Origin of the sequence: Muricauda sp. SCSIO 64092, from assembly GCF_023016285.1 — a bacterium.
Taxonomy (GTDB): Bacteria; Bacteroidota; Bacteroidia; order Flavobacteriales; family Flavobacteriaceae; genus Croceivirga.
Map to the genome: position 1 here is coordinate 2464587 of NZ_CP095413.1, position 18748 is coordinate 2483334.

Sequence of the window (18748 nt, forward strand, 5' to 3'; positions counted from 1 at the left end):
GCAAAGCTTCATACAATAGTGCCATACAGAGACACCCAACAAGACCTGCTTGATATCTTGCTCCCGTACTTCGATTATGCTCAGCATAAACTCCTACGGGAATCTTTTTCAATGGACTTCGTACCTCTTGCCAGATTCGAACTGGCACTTTCGTCGAAACGAATAGATTGGCTCTAAATGCGCTTCCCTACTTTGAATCTTGTTCATTTCGGTGCTTCTGCAAATTCTATTTATTGACGGGCACGCCACCAACAACATCATCCAATCACTCTGTGGTTACGATCCAAGGTCTTTTACCACAGCTCTTCCTTTTAAGCTAAAGAGGTATTTGATTAAGCCTCGCCAGCTACCCACGTCTGACGAGGCACTACTATGAAGCTGATTCCAAAAGCTTCCATTTAATTACATGACAAAGATTCCAACAGTACTGCGCAGTGATTTTGCGCAGTAAATATTATTTAATAAATGTTGGGTTATACCGCCAAGTCTGCACAAGATGAACTTGCAAAAGCATTGGGTTTTGCCTTAAAAACAAACCTCATCCCAAGGATATAGCCCATAGCTTCTTTTAATGCCACATTTGATTCAAATTTTGGATCCGTATTGATATCCGCATGAACTTCAAGTTCGACATCGTATCTGTCAAGAATATGACAGATGGCATAGGCTGTTTCAACAGACATGGCTACCTCTTTGAGCATTCGTTCTTTAGTGCTTATTTTAGTAGTTCCCTTCAGATTTTTGATAAACATAAATCCTCCTTTGCCTTCCCTAAGTATAACCACTACAGTTGCATAGGCAACATAAGATTTATAGGCTTGCGAATCGGACCCTACACAAATCTTAAGTCGATATCCCGCCTTTTGCTCCCTGACTATGGCCTCCTCGACAAGTGTTGTGATGGACTTGTCAAAAGCTTTACCACTAAAATTTCTCCATTTGTTGACTGCTATTTTCATGATTTCTAATCATTATTCTTTTTTTGTTGTGGAACAGACCCGAATCGAACGGATACCTCTGGTGCTTCAAACCAACGTGCAGACCTACTACACTACTGTTCCATTTTGGGTGTACTCCGGGACTCGAACCCTGTTCTCCCCATTCACAGTGGGGTGCTTTACCGGATAAGCTAGAGACACCATTTTGTTAACCTGGAAGGATTCGAACCTTCATCTCTGGAGTCAAAGTCCAGTGTGCTCCCATTGCACCACAGATTAATTTGTAGGCCTAATAGGATTTGAACCCATACCACAAGGGTCGAAACCTTGCATGCTATCCATTACACCATAAGCCTATGGTACTCCACCCAAGATTCGAACTTGGACTGTATGGATTTTAAGTCCATTGCCTCTTCCATTTGGGCTAGTGGAGCAAAAAGTACAGGGAGAGAGATTCGAACTCTCAAATTCCAGATTCTAAATCTGGCGCCTATACCAATTCGGCTATCCCTGCTTGTGTTGAGATGTAAGGAGTCGAATCTGAATCTTTCGCCTTATGAGAGCGATGCTCTACCTTTTAAGCTACATCTCAATTTGTTGAGGCAATAGGATTCGAACCTATGACCATCACGATGTAAGCGTGATGCTCTTCCACTGAGCTATGCCTCAAATAGTACTCCGTAAGGGAATCGAACCCTTAGTTCCACATAGAAAGTGTGGCGTCTTGACCATTTGACCAACGGAGCATATGCCAACCCGCCAGTTGGCCCGTGCGCTAAAAATGTCTACCAGACATTTTCTAATCGCTTCGTCCTGTCTAAGGGACAGGATTCGAACCTGCAACCTCCCGCTTCCAAAGCGGGTAAACAGCCATTGTTATTCCCCTAGATTTTGCGGTTCATACGAGAATCGAACTCGTATCTCCCGAGAGACTAGTCGGGAAGGATAGCCATTACCCCAATGAACCCTATTTTGTACATCTACTAAGATTTGAACTTAGACTTAGAGATTAGAAGTCTCTTGTGCTATCCGTTACACCATAGATGCTTCTGCACGTCCATAAGGATTTGAACCCTAACCACAAGTTTTGGAGACTCGCATGCTACCATTACACCATGAACGTGTTTTATAGGAGCATCTATCGAGACTCGAACTCGAAACTGAAGATTGGAAGTCTACTATGTTGCCAATTACACCATAGATGCCTGTTGTGGAAGCAGTAGGACTCGAACCTACATGTTCCGAAGAGACCAGATTTACAGTCTGGCGAGCCAACCAATTGCTCAATGCTTCCATAATTTGAGACAAGGACAGGATTTGAACCTGCAAAAAACAGATTTGCAATCTGCTGCTTTAATCCATTCAGCCACCTTGTCTTAGCGATATTGGTAGGGCTCGAACCTACAACCTCAGACTTAACAGGTCTTTGCTCTACCATTGAGCTACAATATCTTTGGCGGAGAGTAAAGGAATCGAACCTTTATCACGAGGACCGTGAACTTGCTTAGCAGACAAGCATAACAAACCAATATTTATCTACTCTCCATTTGCGGAAGGAGTGGGAGTCGAACCCACACGAGTCGTTATCTCCGAACACTTTTCAAGAGTGTGGCCACCGCCCATTGGCTTGTCCTTCCGTTTTGTTGACCCCATGGGAATCGAACCCATGACCTCGACCTTAAAAGGGCCTTGCTCTAACCTGCTGAGCTACGAGTCAATCTTTATTTCAATGAACGACATAAAAAAAGCACCTCTTTTCGAGAGGTGCCTTTAACTATACTTAGCATATGTTCTGTTATCAGATTTACATATGTATACCCTCCCTTTTTGTTTTATTAATGGATTTCACATCACTATAATACTCGACCATGAGTATCGGCGAGCGAAAGCCAAAACACCATTCTGTATTGTGCTGTAAACTATTTTGTCTCATGGTTTCTTTTCTTTTATGCCTAATCCTGAATTCGCTGGAAATGACGCTGCAAATATGAAATCAATTTTTGAATTATCCAAGATAAATTTAAAATTAATTACTTGATTATCAATTAGTTAAGCTATGTTTGGATAATAGAATCCCTGTCCGCTTTTCAGCAGATTTTTAACATTCTACAATCGCCTGTCTCTCAATTGTTTTCTGTTTCAATTACCCTGTTTTATGTTTTTTTACTTTTCAAACATGATCTTAAAATAATCCATAAAAAAAGCGCCCGTTGTATTGGACGCTTTGTATATAGTATCAAGATTTTTTTTAAATCAATGGGTACATCCATTTAAACTAGACACATCACGTCCCTTTCGCGAGGATAATTCCAATATCCAGCGATAGCTACACTGGCTAATCAGCGCTCTTGGTTTAATATGTACTCTACCGTTTTTCATTTCTGGTGCAAATATGCACGAATTAATGTCTTGCTCCCAAATTTTCCAAATAGAACTTTTCTCGAAGAGCGCACAATAGATCATTTATAGCGTTAATTTGTGGGCGAATTGGTAAAATGGATTCAACATATTGATTTTCTAAATCTCGTTTCAGATTTTCTGCCCAACCTACCAACTCATCATACTCATATTTTCCATGCTTTATGTCCAATAAAAACTCTCGATCCGGGCGTTTGACATGGATTGTGTGTTCTGATGCTATTTCTTTGGCCATATGTAGCAACCTGAAGGTATGCATCATATTTTTGGAATCGTAGTTTTTACCATGTGACACGGTTGTTTTATAGCGTTCCTCATTTCGTTTGCCTACCCAATCCCAGTATTCTTTATACTTTTTACAGTATGATGAATAACCATCTTTATTGAAAAATAACATTCCAATAGGTGTTTCTTCCTTGGGTATCGAGCTCAATGCAATATCGTTTGCCTTATCACTTTTTATGATTCCTTTGAATGGGATATTTGGGTTGTGATATAAGTTGTGACAATCCTTTAGATGAGCTATGTTGGATATACCGCAATGTTCTTGTTGGATATTATTTTTTTCAAGAAATATGTTCAGGGGCAACGACCTCCCTTGATTGTAGACAAAACAAAAATCCAGAACGGACTTGCGTTCCTTTTCAACTGGATTCACAATCTTTTTCTCTAGTCCTCTGGCCTTTTTAATTTGTGCGTAGGCATAGTTGGCAAATGATTTTTCACATTGCTTTGATAAGAAAAGCTGTAATCTTATTTCGTTGAAAATTTCATGTTTATAAAGAATACACTCTTCTGGAACATTCAGTAATTCCAATATGTTCGGATTGTTCTTTGAGCAAAGCTCAATGAACTTGCGGAGTTCATAATACACAATATCATTTGATTCGTTGTTTACCTGTCCTATGTAGTCCAAAGAATAAAAGTGTTGCTTGGGAAGAATGAACACACCCCTGATATCCGTGTCGGATGAGGGTGTGTCCAGTCCATAGGCCCTACTTCCGCTGATGCATTCGAAAATAATGCTCCCGGATTTCTTTAGCTCCTCTATGGTCATGATATGGTTTTTAAAAAGAGGTTATTGAATTCTTTAGGATTTGGTTTCCGGTTGATCAAATCATTTTTCACACCTTCATTTTCATTAACCACTTGTTTGACCAGCTCAATCAAAACAGGGGCAACAGGTTCGTTACTTTTTTCGATGTGCTTGCTCTTTAAGAGTATTAGATTGTCCAACATCCTATGATATTCTACATCGATTAAAGGATATAGTTCCTTAAAAAACACAGGAGGAATCGTATCCTTTTCATACACCCATTTAGCACATAAGGCAGTGCGAATAGCATAAAAGAAACTTTTCAACGTCATTCTATCTGAACCCAAGGTTTCTTCAAAACCCCTGTTCATACTATGATAATGATAAAATCCGGAAACAGGATTGAAATTGTTTGCGGCCAATTCCTTTATCTCGTTGAGAAAGGCAGCATTCGCCCTATAAACAATAGGAGAAAACAACCATCCCAAAAAGGAGGCATTGGATTTTGCTAACAATTTGAGTGCTTTTCGAACATCCCATCCAGAACCATCCAAATCCTCATCAGTCATAAATTGAATGGAATCTTTTTGCTCCCAAAGATTCAAATACCAATCCTTATTATGCTTGTACACAAAACGAATGTCATAATCTGAATCCGGCGAAGCGAAGCCCCAAGCCCTGCTTCCCGATTCTACAGCGAATAGTATCTCTATATTCTTTTCTCGCTCTATCTCTGAGAGCTTATTTAGAATTTTTCTTTTCATAATTTATTCTAAATTTTTCAATTTCAGAAATAAACTCTTTAAGTTTTATGCTGTACTTCCTTTTGCCCATACATATTGAGACAATCTCAACATCATTTTCAGATAAAAGTCGATTAGGTATTAATTTTTTTGAAGCTCTAATCTCCCAAATGAGTTTTTCAGAATCATCCAGTGGGTCAATCAAGAACTGAATATAAATTTTAAGACCTTGAGAATGTTTCCACTGAATTTGCCAATGTTCATCTTCCCACCACTCGTTTACGGAGTCAACAAGAAGTATATTCCAAAATTTTTTATGTAATTCATTTTTAATTTGAACTTTAAAACTCATTTTCCCTTATTTCGTTTTTTCTTCCAAGACGCATTCTTCTTCCAATCCCCTGCCATGATACAGCCATAAGGAATTACCTCATCAATCACGGTGCCCAAACCAAATTCTTCTATTTGGTTTCTAACGGTTTCGACATTTTTATAAGCACTTGGCAATTCGGTGATGTCAATCTCATTCGAGAAAAAGCGAACATCCAATCCTTTCGTTTCTTCATCAAATATCTCCTGAAAAGTACCTTCCTTGCTCTTTCTATGTTGTGTTCGGCTCACATTACGTCCTGCCCCGTGAGGCGCAAAACCCAAGTTTGTCCTGGAGGTTTCGCCCTCAACAATCAACACGGGTTCGGACATATTCAAAGGAATCAGCCTTGGCCCTGTAATGTCAGGCATGAATTTGGCATCCAAGGGCGTAGCCCCTTTGGCATGATAAAACAACTCATCATCACGAAACACAAAGTTATGTTCATTCCAGTAGCGATTCTCTGGGTTGATGCCCAATTTGGCTAAAGTGGCATCATGAATACATTCATGGTTCTTCTTGGTCCACTTTCGGATAATTTGTAGTGCATTCCAATAGTGCTCACCTTCTTCAGTATCTATGGGAATCCATGCATTTTGCTTTAAGGTTTCAGGAGACAATTCTTTTCGAAAACGCTCGGCCACTTTCATTCCTTTAGAATACAAGTTGGCTCCAAAACCTCGACTACCGTGATGTGTCACCATCATCGTATTACCGGTTTCCTTAGAGATTCCCACAAATAAAAAATGGTTCCCATCTCCTTGTGTTCCTAAATGGGATCTTGCCGCGGAAATACACTTTTGGTCATTCAAAAAGTAATTGCCTTCAATCTCTGCCAATAATTCCATTGGAAATCGAAATTGATCTTCCCTGGAACGACCACCTGGACCAAAATGGGTTACCCCATGCGCAGCGTTCAATACATCCTTTGGGTCCGCATTTCCAAAATCTGTCAACAATACGGAACAACAGATGTCCGCACTGTGCATTCCCGGGTGGATTGCATTTTTGGCAACGGCCACTCCGCCTACTGGAATAGTTCCCGCTGGACCTGTAGGACAGGCATCAGGCATTATGGCCCCGTCCACCAATGTTGGAGTCTTCATTAAGGCGTCCATTGTTTCAATAACAGAATTGACATTCGTCTCTTCCATTTCATTTTCTGCCCTAATGTTTACCGAAAAAGGAATGGCTTCTTTATGTATGCCAACTGCAGGTGGCGACTCGAATTGTTCCAAGTAGTTATTCAAAGCGTCGCCTTGCAATTGGTTTTCATTGATATAAGCAATAGCCTCCTTAAACCATTTTCCAGATTTGAAGCCTAGCGCTATCAATTCCTTTCCTGTAAAGATATTTTTTGGTTCCATTTCTTTTCTTTTTGAAGCCCCGTCGACTCCCCGTTCGACGGAGCACTACTGATGCGCTTAAAGGCGCTTTATGATTCCATACAAAGATTTAACACTAACTACGCATTCTTTTTGCGCAGATAAATGAAATCATTAATTTTCAATAAAAATAGATGGTATGGCCCTCAATAAAAATGCACTGATTCGCTACAAAACCATTGATAAATGCTTGCAGAATGGGTATCGTCAATGGACTCTGAAAGATTTAATCGAAGCTTGTTCCGATGCACTATATGAATATGAGGGACGGTCTATCAATGTCAGCAAGCGCACGGTACAGTTGGACATTCAGATGATGCGCAGTGACAAATTGGGCTACAATGCCCCCATAGAGGTGTATGATAGGAAATACTACCGCTATGCCGATGAGGGCTATTCGATGACGGAGATCCCTTTAAATGAAAATGACATGAATGTGCTCTCCGAAACAGTGGAAATGTTGAAGCAGTTTAAAGACTTCTCGTTGTTCTCTGAACTAGGAGGTATTATCCAAAGATTGGAAGACAAGGTTTATACTGAGAAAACTCGAAGTTCTTCCATCATCCATCTTGATAAGAATGAAAACCTTAAGGGCCTACATTGGCTGGATGAATTGTACCAAGCTATTCAAAAGAAAGTCGTCCTAAAAGTGGAGTACAAGTCCTTTAAGGCCACTGAAGCGAACCTGATTACGTTTCACCCGTATTTGCTAAAGGAATTCAACAATCGGTGGTTTTTAATCGGTATGGGCAATAAAAACCGAGGAGTTGTCAATCTCGCGTTGGACAGAATTGTTGCTGTGGATTATGATTTCTCAACTCCTTATGAAGAAAACGATTTTGATGCTGATGCTTTCTATAAAGATGTGGTTGGCGTAACGGTAAGTAGGGTGCGTCCGTCCGTTGTCAAGTTGTGGATTGACAAACACAACGCCCCTTATGTATTGACGAAACCTTTACATCATTCACAACGTTTGGTCAAAGAATACGAAGATGGAAGCATTGAAATTACCTTTTTGGTAAAACCCAACTTTGAGTTGGAACGTCTGCTCTTGGGTTTTGGAGAATCCATGGAGGTGCTAAAACCCGAAAAATTGAGAAACCGAATTGCTGAGAAGCTGAGGAATGCAGTAGGGAAATATAGGATTCCACCCATTTAACTCATCGGGGGCGCCTTTTCACTCATTGTTGATTTTTTGCGTCATGGTTTATATAGAGTTTTGGTCCAACAACTGAAAATAACTAACCATGAAAAAGATAGCGTCACTTGTTTTCCTGTTCATTTTCGCCCAGGTTTTTGCCCAAGAATCCTTAAAGGTTAAACTAAACGATTCAAGTCAGTTAAGGCTGTCCGGCTTGAAAATTAACGTCAGTATTGTGGGCAATTTTGCGAAGACGACCTATGATATGAGGTTTTATAATGAATTGGACCGCACTCTGGAGGGAGAATTGGTATTTCCGTTGGCAGAAGGGCAAGCGGTTTCGCAATTTGCCATGGATGTCAATGGGAAGCTTCGAGATGCAGTAATTGTAGAAAAGGAGCTGGCCCGAGTTGCTTTTGAAAACACTGTAAGGCAAACGATTGATCCGGGCCTTCTTGAAAAAACAGAAGGGAACAACTACAAAGCCAGGGTCTATCCAATATTACCTAAAGAATATAAGCACATTGTATTGACCTTTGAACAAGAACTGGCTGCATTCAATCAACATCACACCTATGAGCTGCCATTAAGCTTGGATGAGGAACTGGAAAATTTTTCAATACGGTTACAAGCGTTTAATGGAGAATCCTTGCCTAAGATTAAAAGTGCCAACTACAAAAACTTCGTTTTTAAAGAAGGGAATGGTGTTTTTACCGCTAGTATTGAACTTCGGAATCATAAACCATCTTCTCCAGTTATTGTAGAATTACCAAATTCAAATAATGAAGCCAATAGCTTAAGTTATAAAGATTATTTCTACCTCAACAAGAAGCTCAAACCGAATACAAGGTTAAAACAAAAGCCTGGAAAGATTACTTTGCTTTGGGATACTTCGTATTCTTTGGCAAATAGAAATCTGGACAAAGAACTGTCAATTCTGGACGCCTATTTTGAGTATTTGAGAGCGGTAGAGGTTCACTTTATTGCCTTTAGCAATTCCGTGCATCAAAACACTGTTTACAGAATACTGGACGGAAACTGGGAAGAGCTCAAAAAAGTACTTTTGGAGACCAAGTATGACGGTGGAACGTCTTTGAACCTTTTCAAGTCGTTGTCAAAATCAGATGAAATCTTACTGTTCACGGACGGATTGGCAAATCTTGGGGATTTCCCAACCGCAAACAAACAAGTGGTGTATACCATCAATTCCAGTATAGCTGCAAATCATGAATCGCTTAATACAATAGCGACCTCTTCGGGAGGCAATTATGTGAACCTCGTTCGATTGCCACAAATAGAGGCTTTGAATGCACTTAAGGAAGAGACTTTTCAATTTTTAGGCACCGTTTCCAACAGCGCTATCCATGAAGTATATCCAAGGACCAAAACCAATGTTTATGGGGATTTTTCCATTTCAGGGAGATTTTCCGAAGAAACCACAATTGAACTGTTATTTGGGTATCAAGGAAAAGTGACCGAACGCGTAAAGGCTCCCATAAGAAAAACTTCAGAAAACGAATTGATCAAGAGGCTTTGGGCCAAACAGAAATTGAAGCACCTAAATGCGCATAAAAAAAGCAATAAGGAACAAATCATCTCGCTTGCCAAGACCCACCATTTAATTACGGATTATACCTCTATGTTAATCTTGGATAGAATTGAGGATTACGTCCGTTATCGTATTGAACCACCTCAAGAATTGAGGGCTGAATATAAAGAACGTATTAGGGATTTAAAGTCGGCCGAAGCTGAAAAACAGGAAGATTTAAATGATAGGAAGGAGTATTTATTTGACGATTATGAGACCCTATTGGATTGGTACAATACAACATATCCAAAGGAAAAAACCAGACCATCCAAAAACGAAACATCAAATACTCAAAATACCGGTAGATCTTCAGGGGCCGTTCATACAACAAACAATACTTCTTCATCCACAAGAACGAACATAGCTATAGATTCTACAAGGGGAATGGTCTCAGGAACGGTTTTGGATTCCAATAATGTTCCACTCCCGGGTGCCAATGTGGTAGTAAAGGGAACCACCAACGGAACAACAACGGATTTTGATGGCAATTTTGTAATCCATGCGGAAAAAGAAGATGAACTCGTTATTTCTTACCTAGGATATTCAAGCTCGAATGTGGTAATCGGAGAGTCAAATTCAATTTCAATTTCTTTGGAAGAGGATACATCCAGTCTTAATGAAGTGGTGGTTGTAGGACACGGTGTTCAAAGAGTACAGCAAATGACCGCTTCCGTGACATCGGTTGCGCAATCCTTGCAAGGTAGGGCTGCTGGAGTTCAAGTTACCCAGAATTCCGGTGTGCCAGGCGATGGAACAACTGTGACCGTAAGAGGTGCTAATTCGATTTCAGGGGAAAGCAATGCACTTTATATAGTTGACGGGGTTCCTGCGAATGCCAACGGAATCCAGGAAATCAACCCAGAGGATATTGAAGACATCCAGATGTTAAAAGCCATGAACGCTTCCGCATTGTATGGTAGTAGGGGAGCAAATGGGATTATTATTATCACCACAAAAAAAGGTCTGGAATCCAATACGGAAGCCATAGCGGAATTGGATAGAAAAATTGCGGAGAAAATAGAATTAAAAGCATGGAACCCAAACACTCCTTATATCAAGATTTTGGAAAAGGAACGCACGGTTGAATCAGCATATAAAAAATATTTTGAGATTAGAAATGACTATTCCAATAGCCCGTCTTTTTATTTGGACGTATCGGACTTCTTTGACAAAAAGGGGAAATCCAATATCGCAATTACAATTCTGACCAATCTTATGGAAATAGAGTTGAACAATCATGAGATCATGAAAGCCTTGGCATACAAGCTAGAATATTTTAAGCAGTATGGATTGGCATCCATTGTTTACAAAAAAGTGTTGGAATTGAGACCAGAGGAGCCACAATCGTACCGCGATTTAGCTTTGGCCTATGAGTGTGATGGCAAAATTCAAGAAAGCTTTGATATACTTCATAAAATATATAGCGGTGAATTGTTGGAGAAAGATGAGGAAGAGCGTTTTATGGTATTGAGCAAATAGCATTTGTGGAGTTGACCAGATTGGTTAATACGTGCGGGAAGAAGCTAAAGCTGACCAAGACCAAAAAGGAAAAGTTCAAAGAAATGCCTGTTGATGTTCGGGTTGTCATAGATTGGAACCACAACGACACCGATATTGATTTATGGGTGGTGGACCCCAATGGTGAAAAAGCATATTACAATAATGCAAAAACCAAGATTGGAGGCCGTATGTCAGAAGATATGACAGAAGGTTATGGCCCCGAAGTGTTTATGCTTAAAGAGGCGCCCAGAGGGGAGTATAAGATTTTGGTAGATTATTATGCAGACAATGTTCAAAAAATATTTGGTCCAACAGTTTTAAAAGTTACGATGTTTACCAACTATGGCAGGTCGAACGAAAAGAAGGAAACTATGATTGTAAGACTTGAACAAGAAGAGGATGTACTGGAGGTTGGGAGTTTTAGATTTTGATTTTAGAAAGGAATGTGACATCAAACGGACGTATGTTGACATGTACCCCTTCAATCAAACCGTGGTTCTATATGGCAAAAAGGACATTTAAAATCAGACATTATTCTGGTTCCATTTTTGTTAGGTAAGTATTCAGGTTGATTTACAAGTCATTGAAAATAGATACAAAAAAGCGCAATCTCAGGTGAGATTACCAAGTGCTAAAAAAGCCCTGGCACAAGCTGAGGGTTTTTTTGTGGACCAAACCTATTTTTCAGTATAATGTTTGTTGAACTGATTCGGATCATTTTGTAGGTCAACAGGCTAAAATACCTTTGAACTCATTTAAACTTTTTGGAATGAGACGAAAATTAGGGATTTTGTGCCCAGTTGAAGGCTTTTTTGAGTTGCATAGCTGGGCTACGGAAGGAAAAAAAGATGAAAAATGGGTGCAAAAGGAAAATTTTTTAGCCATTTGAAAAAGTTTAAATGAGTTCTTTATGTAAACCGTAAAAGTAAATGCCATGAAACCTAAAAAGTATCCAAAAGCAGACATTGACAGAAACATTGGGTTATACTTTTTGATAGGTCTCAATTTAGCGTTGTTCACAACATGGAGGCTTCTCGAAATGAAAACCTATGAAAAGCCACAACAATTTGCTGAAATCGTACAAGTTGTGGAAGATTTTGACGAAGAGGTTCCCCAAACCGAACAGGTTAAGGTAGAAGCGCCTCCACCACCGCCCAACGCCCCGGATGTCATCGAAATTGTTGATGATGTGGCCGACATTGAGGAGACCATTATTGAAACTACGGAAAGCAGTCAGGAGACTTATATTGAAGATGTGGTGGTTCGTGTGGATGACGTAGAGGTTGAGGAAGTTGAGGAAGAAATATCGGTGCCGTTCGCCGTCATCGAAAAAGCACCCATATTTCCGGGTTGTGAGGGCTTGGAAACCGAAGAGGAAAAAAGGGAATGTTTTAACCAAAAAGTACAGGAACATATTCACGACAATTTGGTCTATCCCGCAGTTGCTTTGGAATTGGGCATTAAAGGAAGGGTATTTGTAACCTTTGAAGTGGATGCCAACGGAAAAGTGGCAAATATTCGGCAAAGAGGGCCGGATCGTATCCTGGAGGAAGAGGCGGTGCGGATAATTGCCAGTTTGCCGGAAATGACTCCTGGAAAACAACGGGGAAAAAACGTCAAAGTGGGGTACAGCGTTCCCATAAACTTTGTTTTTAAGGCACAATAATTATAGTTTGCCCTGGGCAATCAAATCGTATTGACTCGGCAGCTTTCAGGACACTCACTGTAGAACCGTTGGATTTCAAAAGGGCAACTCATATGGACTTTGATCGGTGGAGGCTGGGTCCATCCTTTATAGCGCAGTACATCAGGTTCCCATGGCCAATTTAACCATGGAATAGTGTGATTTTTCGCTCCCACATACAGGGCAGGTGTAATCGTCCGGTAACTTTGCAAAGGTTGTGGCCGGAGATATTCCCGAACGGGCGTCCCCAACTTTGGCATCATAAATGGTCAAACAATTTTGGCATTGCATCACTTCCTGCAATTCTTGTTCAACCTTCTTATGCGTCTTCTCCGTCCGTTCTTTTCCAGCGTACAATTGTGCAAAGTACTTTTTGCTCAACTCCATTAGGACTTGACTCAACTGTGATTTGTCCACTTCCTGGGCATAGAGCACATATGCATCGGAATTTGGGTCAAAATTCTTAAAGTGCAATACGTTGAATGTGGGTTTGACCTCGAAATCCTTAATAACTTCGGGAATAGGATTCTTTTCAATGATAATTGAGGAAAAATGCGAACGTTTTCCCACATCATTACTAATGCCAAAAGTCAGCCCATAGGTACTAATGTCATTTTCGTTGAAATGCTTGACCAAATCCCTTTTGAGTTCCAGGGCTGCATCATCATCTACGGGCAGGTGCCAGTTCATTTCGAGCTGTGAGTGCCGTACATTGATTCCTTTTTGGCCGAGGAAACGCTCTAAATCCGGGCGACTTTCCTTTCGGATTCCTTTAACAATGAAGGATTTCCAGGGGGTGATGCATATTTTCCCAATACTGTTGTCCAAACAAAAACCACAAAAATCCTTCAAAAACCCCAAATCATATCGATTGTTACGCCAATAGAGGCCTAACCAAAACTTATCAAGTCCCATACGATTCATTCCTTCATAATAAGGGAAGGTCAAAAACGGCACTTCAAGTGGTTTTGATACCGTACGATTGTTCGTTTGCAGGTTTTGGCTAAGTATCGAAAACAGCTGATCCACGTTATCGATTGTGGGATAAATGGCCTCAATCACATTTGATACTTGAACAATGTCCCAACTGTAGATCAGAACGGGATAGTAGGCCCTTTTTTTCCAGTGTGGAAGAAAGATGTTGAGGTACCAATAATCTTCTTGTTCAGAGGCGATAAAATTCAAATTTCCATTGAAAATGGGCACCAGTCGTTGTTTGGGGTCGGTGATGTTGATTTTGAGTTTGGGGCTAAAATCGAACTGTTCCAGCAGATAGAGGTAGGTTGACCCCTTGAGCCAAAAGGTCATATCAAAAATATCGGCTGAAACGTATGAGCATACAATATTTTGAAAACTACGGTCAGATACGATATGGGAACTGTACCTTGAATTTTTGTTGAGTGCTGTTTTTTCAGCTTTGGACAAGGGGAACAGCAAATCTTGCCGGGAACCAAAAAACACCTCTGAAAGTCCGGCCATCTCCAACATGGTGATGCCATCCTTGAGCTCCCCGGGAGAGGTCACTCCGCCTTTGATCAAAATTCGATGTAGATCGTCATTTTTTACGCTCATGCCGCCGTTGTTCTTTGTTGTTCATTTAGGATGGCTTTTACTTCCGGCTTACAACTTCCACAGCCCAGCCCGGCACCGGTTTGGGCACAAAGTTCCTTGAAATCCCCACACCCACTGGCAATGGCGTCTTTCAGGTTTCCCACACCCACTTGGGAGCAGGAGCAGACCAACTTCCCTTTTAAGGGTTCACTGTTTGAACTGCCGCGCAACAATTCTTCCCGCTTATCGGACAGTTCAATTTCCTCTTCTATCAATCTTTTGAATTCGGCAAATTCACTTTTGTCCCCCATCAAAATAGCCCCTTTGAGGGTGTCATCCTTTACAATGCATTTTTTGTAAAAGCGCTTGCTCACATCCATTAGAAGAATCTCTTCGTAGCTGGAATCATCCTTTGGTGTATTGACCATACCAATACTACAAAGATCCAAGTCCTCGAACTTAAGAATGTTCATGGGAACGGAACCCGAATAGCTATTGCTCAAATCACCCAAAAGATAATTGGCGGCAATATCGGCCTGTTGTTCCGCAGCAGAGGTAATACCGAAAAGCGCGTGCTCAAATTCGGCGATTTCACCCAGGGCAAAAATATTGGAATCGCTTGTTTTAAGATATGGGTCCACCACAACACCCCTTCTTGTTGCCAGACCGGCTTCTTTGATGATATGGATATTGGGCTTTGTACCAATGGCATAAACAATAGCATTGCAGTTCAAGGTTTTTCCTGTCTTGAGGACCACGTTTAAAATGTTTTTACCTTCCTTTTCCCCAAATACGGTGCTTACCTCATTGTCAAAGTACAATTGTATTCCCCGATCTACAACATCTTCTGCCAGCAATCTGCTGGAGATGGGGTCCAATTGCCTTTCCATAAGCCGTGGGGCACGTTGAATGATACTGATGTTTACGTTCTTCTTTTTGAGTGCGGCAGCGAGTTCAAGGCCCAGAAGGCCGCCCCCTACAATAACCACATGTTGCTCCTGGTTGGGAAGCCCGGTCCCTTTTAAGTAGTTTTTTAGGGCATCCGCATCATTGCGCTCGCGCATGGTAAAACGACCGGGCAGATCAAGTCGCACATCATTGGGAACAAAGGCACGACTACCGGTGGCGATTATTAATTTGTCATACGAATGTTTTGATCCCTTGTCATCAATGACAATTTTTTCCCGGGGAAGGATTTTTTGGATGCCATTTTCGCCATGAAGGGTAACGTTAAGGCTTTTCAGCTCCCCCTTCTTCAATTTTTGGAGGGCTTCCCAGGGTAAATCCTCATTCACATATTCGGGAAGGAGCACACGGTTGTAAAACGGATATTTTTCTTTGGAGAACACTTGTATTTCATCAACCTCGTTCTTTTCCCGAAACGATTGTATAAAACGATAGGAGGCTGCCCCTGCACCAATGACGATGATTTTTTCTTTGGGTTTTTGATATTTTTCGACCTGTACCGCGGAGTATTTAAAGTCGGGCTCTTTGGAAATGGGATCGATCAAATCCCCGGTTAGGTTATTGGCCCTGCCGAAATCGTTGTTCAAAATTTTGCCCCAGTGCATGGGCAAAAAGACCACCCGTTCCCGAATGTCAAAATCGATTTTGACCTTGACGCGAACGGAGCCTCGCCGGCTGTTCACGATTGCAATATCATCATTTTTTAAACCGCGTACATAAGCATCCACGCGGTTCATTTGCAGGTAAGGAGCCGGAATGTGGGTCAACAGGCGTTTTACCTTACCCGTTTTGGTCCGGGTATGCCATTGGTCGCGGACACGACCGGTATTCAAGATCAATGGGTATTCAGGGCCGGTCCTTTCCGATGTATTGATTAAGCGTTTGGGCGCATTGAAATGCGCCTTTCCATCAGAAGTAAAATAGTTGTTGTCGTTAAAAAGGCGCGGGGTGCCCGGATGTGCTGCATGGGGAACCGGCCATTGAAAACTCCCTTCTTTTTTCAGCCTTTCGTGCGAAAGGCCCGAGATATCGATATTGGTTCCCTTGGTCATTAAGCAATACTCGTCGTATACCTCACCCACGGAATTATAGTCAAAACCGGGAAACCCCATTTCTTGGGCAAACCGCCATAATATTTCTGCATCCGGCAATGCCTCCCCGGGTGCATCAATGACCTTGGGCAAATAACTGATGCGACGCTCGGAATTGGTCATGGTTCCTTCTTTCTCCAACCATCCTGCCGCCGGCAATAACAAATCTGCATATTGGGTGGTCTCGGCATGATGCGAAATATCCTGGACGACCACAAAGTTGGCCTTTTCAAGGGCTTTTTCAACTTTTTTGGAGTTTGGCAGACTTACCACAGGATTGGTACAAACGATCCACACGGCTTTCATTTTACCGGATTCCAAAGCATGGAACATTTCGGTGGCCGTGAGACCGGGTTCTCCATTGATTTCCTTTCCCCCCCAAAAATCCTGAACTTCCCTTCGGTGCCTTGGATTGCCTAAATCCCTGTGGGCGGCCAATAAACTTGCCATACCCCCCACTTCGCGCCCGCCCATGGCATTTGGTTGTCCAGTCAATGAGAAAGGGCCCGATCCGGGCTTTCCAATTTGTCCGGTAAGCAATGACAGGTTCAAGAGCGAAACGTTCTTGTCCACTCCAATGACGCTTTGATTCAATCCCATGGTCCACATACTGATGAACCCGTTGGCGTCTGCAATCATTTTGCCCGCCTTTTTGATCTCATCCGCAGTGATTCCACATTTTTCGGCGGCTTGTCCAATGGTAAGCTCATAAGCCTTTGATCGGCAGGCCTCAAAATTTGAAGTATGTCGTTTTATAAAAACACGGTCTATTTTCTTTTTATCGATAAGCCAACGGGCCATGGCATTGAACAAAATGACATCGGTACCGGGAAGTATCTGAAGATGTAGGTCGGCCAGTTCACAGGTCTGTGTCTTACGTGGGTCAACAACAATCAACTTCACGTTTGGATTTTCCTCTTTGTGCTTTTCAATGCGCCTAAAAAGAATGGGGTGGCACCAAGCCGGATTAGCACCGGCGATTAAAAAACAATCGGCCAATTCAATATCCGCGTAGGCAATGGGCACGGCATCATTACCAACGGTTTTCTTATAACCCACTACTGCCGAACTCATGCAAAGACGGGAATTGGTGTCAATATTGTTGGTGCCCAAAAACCCCTTGGTCAATTTATTGGCAAGGTAATATTCTTCGGTAAGGCATTGACCGGAGACGTAGAACCCCACGCTATCAGGGCCATATTGGTCAATGATACTTTTGAAAACCGCTGCAGCACGTTTAAAGGCCATGTCCCAACTTACCCGTTGTTTTTTATGGCCGCGGCTCCATCGCATTTCAGGGTATAAAATTCTATCCGAAGTATCCTGGGCCACGTAATTCAAAGTCTTGCCCTTGGTGCATAGCATGCCCTGATTTACGGGGTATTCCGTGTTTCCTTCAACACTCAAAACCCCTTTGGCATCTTTTTGTACGGTAATGCCACAGCCTACTCCGCAATAGGAACAAATCGTATTAAACCGTTCTTTTCTAGACATGAAGCGAGCAAATTATAACAAGCTTTTACATGTTCGAAAATTAGAGATTTACGTAGTAATACGTAGTAAGGAAATGATAAAAAGAAGGCTTTAAAATGAGAGTTTGATAATTTTTTGGCGGTAACGAAAAAGATTAGGGATTTACCAAATTATGCTTCTGGGCCTTTTTGGCCAAATCCAACAAGTTTTTGACCTTCATCTTTTTCATAAGGTTAAAACGATGTGTTTCAATGGTGCGTTTGCTGTTTTGCAGTTTTTCTGAAATCTCCTTATTGGTAAGTCCCGATAAGATCAGTTCCAAGACCCGTAGTTCCTTGTTGGTCAGATCAAATGGGTTTTGTTTGGATTGGTTTTTTGGAGCTGGATTTGCTGCACTGGCTCCAAAAAGATTATTGACCAACACATTCGAAATGTCCCCACTAAAAAATTTGCCCCCAGCATTTACGGTATGGATGGCCTTGATGAATTCGTTTTTATCGGTGTCCTTCAATAAATAGCCGTTGGCGCCGGCCTTGACCGATTTAAGGATATATTCTTCGGAATCGTGCATGGAAAGGATAATGCTTTTGGTAGTTGATTTTTCTTTTTGGTTCAGTTGTTCCACGGCTTCAATACCACTCAATTCCGGCATGCGAATGTCGATAATCAAAACATCAGGGGTCAGTTCCGTTACCATTTTTAAGGCTTCCAAACCATTGGAAACCTCCCCAACAACCTTAAGATTTTTCTCTTCTTCCAACAAAGCCCGAATCCCGTCACGCACCAAAGCATGATCATCGGCCAAAACGATACGAACAATGTCAGAAGTCTTTTGATTGGACATAAGGCAAAAATAACAGAATT

Annotated in this window: 12 protein-coding genes and 20 tRNA genes; 4 read left to right on the top strand and 28 right to left on the bottom strand. The window is 41.5% G+C overall.

The genetic code is table 11. From position 1 onward, the window contains the following. Positions 1-473: 473 nt before the first annotated feature. The 25 genes from L0P88_RS10310 to L0P88_RS10430 all read right to left on the bottom strand — a co-directional run bounded on the left by L0P88_RS10310 (position 474) and on the right by L0P88_RS10430 (position 6872). Entirely contained in the window at positions 474-959 is a 486-nt protein-coding gene (locus L0P88_RS10310; protein WP_247134502.1) for a ribonuclease H-like YkuK family protein, read from the bottom strand. 29 nt (positions 960-988) lie between these two features. Further along, positions 989-1061 (bottom strand) — tRNA-Phe (locus L0P88_RS10315). Positions 1062-1066: 5 nt separating this feature from the next. After that, positions 1067-1140 (bottom strand) — tRNA-His (locus L0P88_RS10320). 6 nt (positions 1141-1146) lie between these two features. Next, a tRNA-Gln gene (locus L0P88_RS10325) sits at positions 1147-1217 on the bottom strand. 5 nt (positions 1218-1222) lie between these two features. Next, positions 1223-1294: transfer RNA gene (locus L0P88_RS10330), tRNA-Arg, on the bottom strand. Between the two features lies 1 nt (position 1295). Further along, a tRNA-Leu gene (locus L0P88_RS10335) sits at positions 1296-1372 on the bottom strand. A 6-nt stretch (positions 1373-1378) separates the two neighbouring features. Continuing rightward, positions 1379-1452: transfer RNA gene (locus L0P88_RS10340), tRNA-Leu, on the bottom strand. A gap of 5 nt (positions 1453-1457) precedes the next feature. Further along, positions 1458-1530 (bottom strand) — tRNA-Met (locus tag L0P88_RS10345). A 5-nt stretch (positions 1531-1535) separates the two neighbouring features. Continuing rightward, a tRNA-Val gene (locus tag L0P88_RS10350) sits at positions 1536-1607 on the bottom strand. A gap of 5 nt (positions 1608-1612) precedes the next feature. Next, positions 1613-1684: transfer RNA gene (locus L0P88_RS10355), tRNA-Glu, on the bottom strand. Positions 1685-1754: 70 nt separating this feature from the next. Continuing rightward, a tRNA-Pro gene (locus tag L0P88_RS10360) sits at positions 1755-1826 on the bottom strand. A 6-nt stretch (positions 1827-1832) separates the two neighbouring features. After that, a tRNA-Thr gene (locus L0P88_RS10365) sits at positions 1833-1905 on the bottom strand. A gap of 8 nt (positions 1906-1913) precedes the next feature. Further along, positions 1914-1985 (bottom strand) — tRNA-Arg (locus tag L0P88_RS10370). Between the two features lie 5 nt (positions 1986-1990). Continuing rightward, a tRNA-Trp gene (locus L0P88_RS10375) sits at positions 1991-2061 on the bottom strand. A gap of 10 nt (positions 2062-2071) precedes the next feature. Then, positions 2072-2143 (bottom strand) — tRNA-Gly (locus L0P88_RS10380). A 6-nt stretch (positions 2144-2149) separates the two neighbouring features. Continuing rightward, a tRNA-Tyr gene (locus tag L0P88_RS10385) sits at positions 2150-2232 on the bottom strand. An 8-nt stretch (positions 2233-2240) separates the two neighbouring features. Continuing rightward, a tRNA-Cys gene (locus L0P88_RS10390) sits at positions 2241-2314 on the bottom strand. 4 nt (positions 2315-2318) lie between these two features. Next, positions 2319-2390: transfer RNA gene (locus L0P88_RS10395), tRNA-Asn, on the bottom strand. Between the two features lie 2 nt (positions 2391-2392). After that, a tRNA-Ser gene (locus L0P88_RS10400) sits at positions 2393-2483 on the bottom strand. A 5-nt stretch (positions 2484-2488) separates the two neighbouring features. Further along, positions 2489-2575, bottom strand: a tRNA-Ser gene (locus L0P88_RS10405). Positions 2576-2581: 6 nt separating this feature from the next. After that, positions 2582-2655: transfer RNA gene (locus L0P88_RS10410), tRNA-Lys, on the bottom strand. Positions 2656-3339: 684 nt separating this feature from the next. Further along, complete coding sequence (locus L0P88_RS10415; RefSeq protein ID WP_247134503.1) at positions 3340-4413, bottom strand: DNA polymerase beta superfamily protein; 1074 nt, start codon at positions 4411-4413, stop codon at positions 3340-3342. Then, positions 4410-5156 carry a DNA polymerase beta superfamily protein gene (locus L0P88_RS10420; protein WP_247134504.1) on the bottom strand — a complete coding sequence of 249 codons (747 nt, stop codon included), beginning with the start codon at positions 5154-5156 and terminating at the stop codon, positions 4410-4412. The genes L0P88_RS10415 and L0P88_RS10420 overlap by 4 nt, the downstream gene beginning before the upstream one ends. Next, positions 5134-5487 carry a hypothetical protein gene (locus L0P88_RS10425; RefSeq protein WP_247134505.1) on the bottom strand — a complete coding sequence of 118 codons (354 nt, stop codon included), beginning with the start codon at positions 5485-5487 and terminating at the stop codon, positions 5134-5136. The genes L0P88_RS10420 and L0P88_RS10425 overlap by 23 nt, the downstream gene beginning before the upstream one ends. Continuing rightward, positions 5484-6872 carry an RtcB family protein gene (locus tag L0P88_RS10430; protein ID WP_247134506.1) on the bottom strand — a complete coding sequence of 463 codons (1389 nt, stop codon included), beginning with the start codon at positions 6870-6872 and terminating at the stop codon, positions 5484-5486. Before L0P88_RS10430 ends, L0P88_RS10425 begins: the two co-directional genes overlap by 4 nt. 157 nt (positions 6873-7029) lie before the next feature. Here L0P88_RS10430 and L0P88_RS10435 point away from each other — a divergent pair, with 157 nt between their 5' ends. The 4 genes from L0P88_RS10435 to L0P88_RS10450 all read left to right on the top strand — a co-directional run bounded on the left by L0P88_RS10435 (position 7030) and on the right by L0P88_RS10450 (position 12785). Next, on the top strand, positions 7030-8049 hold the full coding sequence (locus tag L0P88_RS10435) for a helix-turn-helix transcriptional regulator (protein ID WP_247134507.1): 1020 nt from the start codon (positions 7030-7032) through the stop codon (positions 8047-8049). Positions 8050-8137: 88 nt separating this feature from the next. Then, the gene (locus L0P88_RS10440; RefSeq protein WP_247134508.1) at positions 8138-11098 is read left to right on the top strand and encodes a VIT domain-containing protein; all 2961 of its coding nucleotides are present in this window, start codon (positions 8138-8140) and stop codon (positions 11096-11098) included. A gap of 5 nt (positions 11099-11103) precedes the next feature. Next, positions 11104-11550 (top strand): YfaP family protein, encoded by a 447-nt coding sequence (locus L0P88_RS10445; RefSeq protein WP_247134509.1) that lies wholly within the window; start codon positions 11104-11106, stop codon positions 11548-11550. Between the two features lie 503 nt (positions 11551-12053). Beyond that, on the top strand, positions 12054-12785 hold the full coding sequence (locus L0P88_RS10450; RefSeq protein WP_247134510.1) for an energy transducer TonB: 732 nt from the start codon (positions 12054-12056) through the stop codon (positions 12783-12785). Positions 12786-12926: 141 nt separating this feature from the next. Here the strand turns inward: L0P88_RS10450 and L0P88_RS10455 are convergent, their stop codons facing one another. The 3 genes from L0P88_RS10455 to L0P88_RS10465 all read right to left on the bottom strand — a co-directional run bounded on the left by L0P88_RS10455 (position 12927) and on the right by L0P88_RS10465 (position 18728). Next, positions 12927-14375, bottom strand: coding sequence for a rubredoxin (locus tag L0P88_RS10455; protein WP_247134511.1), 1449 nt, complete (start codon positions 14373-14375; stop codon positions 12927-12929). Further along, positions 14372-17905, bottom strand: coding sequence for a nitrate reductase (locus L0P88_RS10460; protein ID WP_247134512.1), 3534 nt, complete (start codon positions 17903-17905; stop codon positions 14372-14374). Before L0P88_RS10460 ends, L0P88_RS10455 begins: the two co-directional genes overlap by 4 nt. Positions 17906-18038: 133 nt before the next feature. Further along, a complete protein-coding gene (locus L0P88_RS10465) occupies positions 18039-18728 on the bottom strand; it encodes a response regulator transcription factor (RefSeq protein WP_247134513.1) in 690 nt (229 codons plus the stop codon). Between the last annotated feature and the right edge of the window lie 20 nt (positions 18729-18748).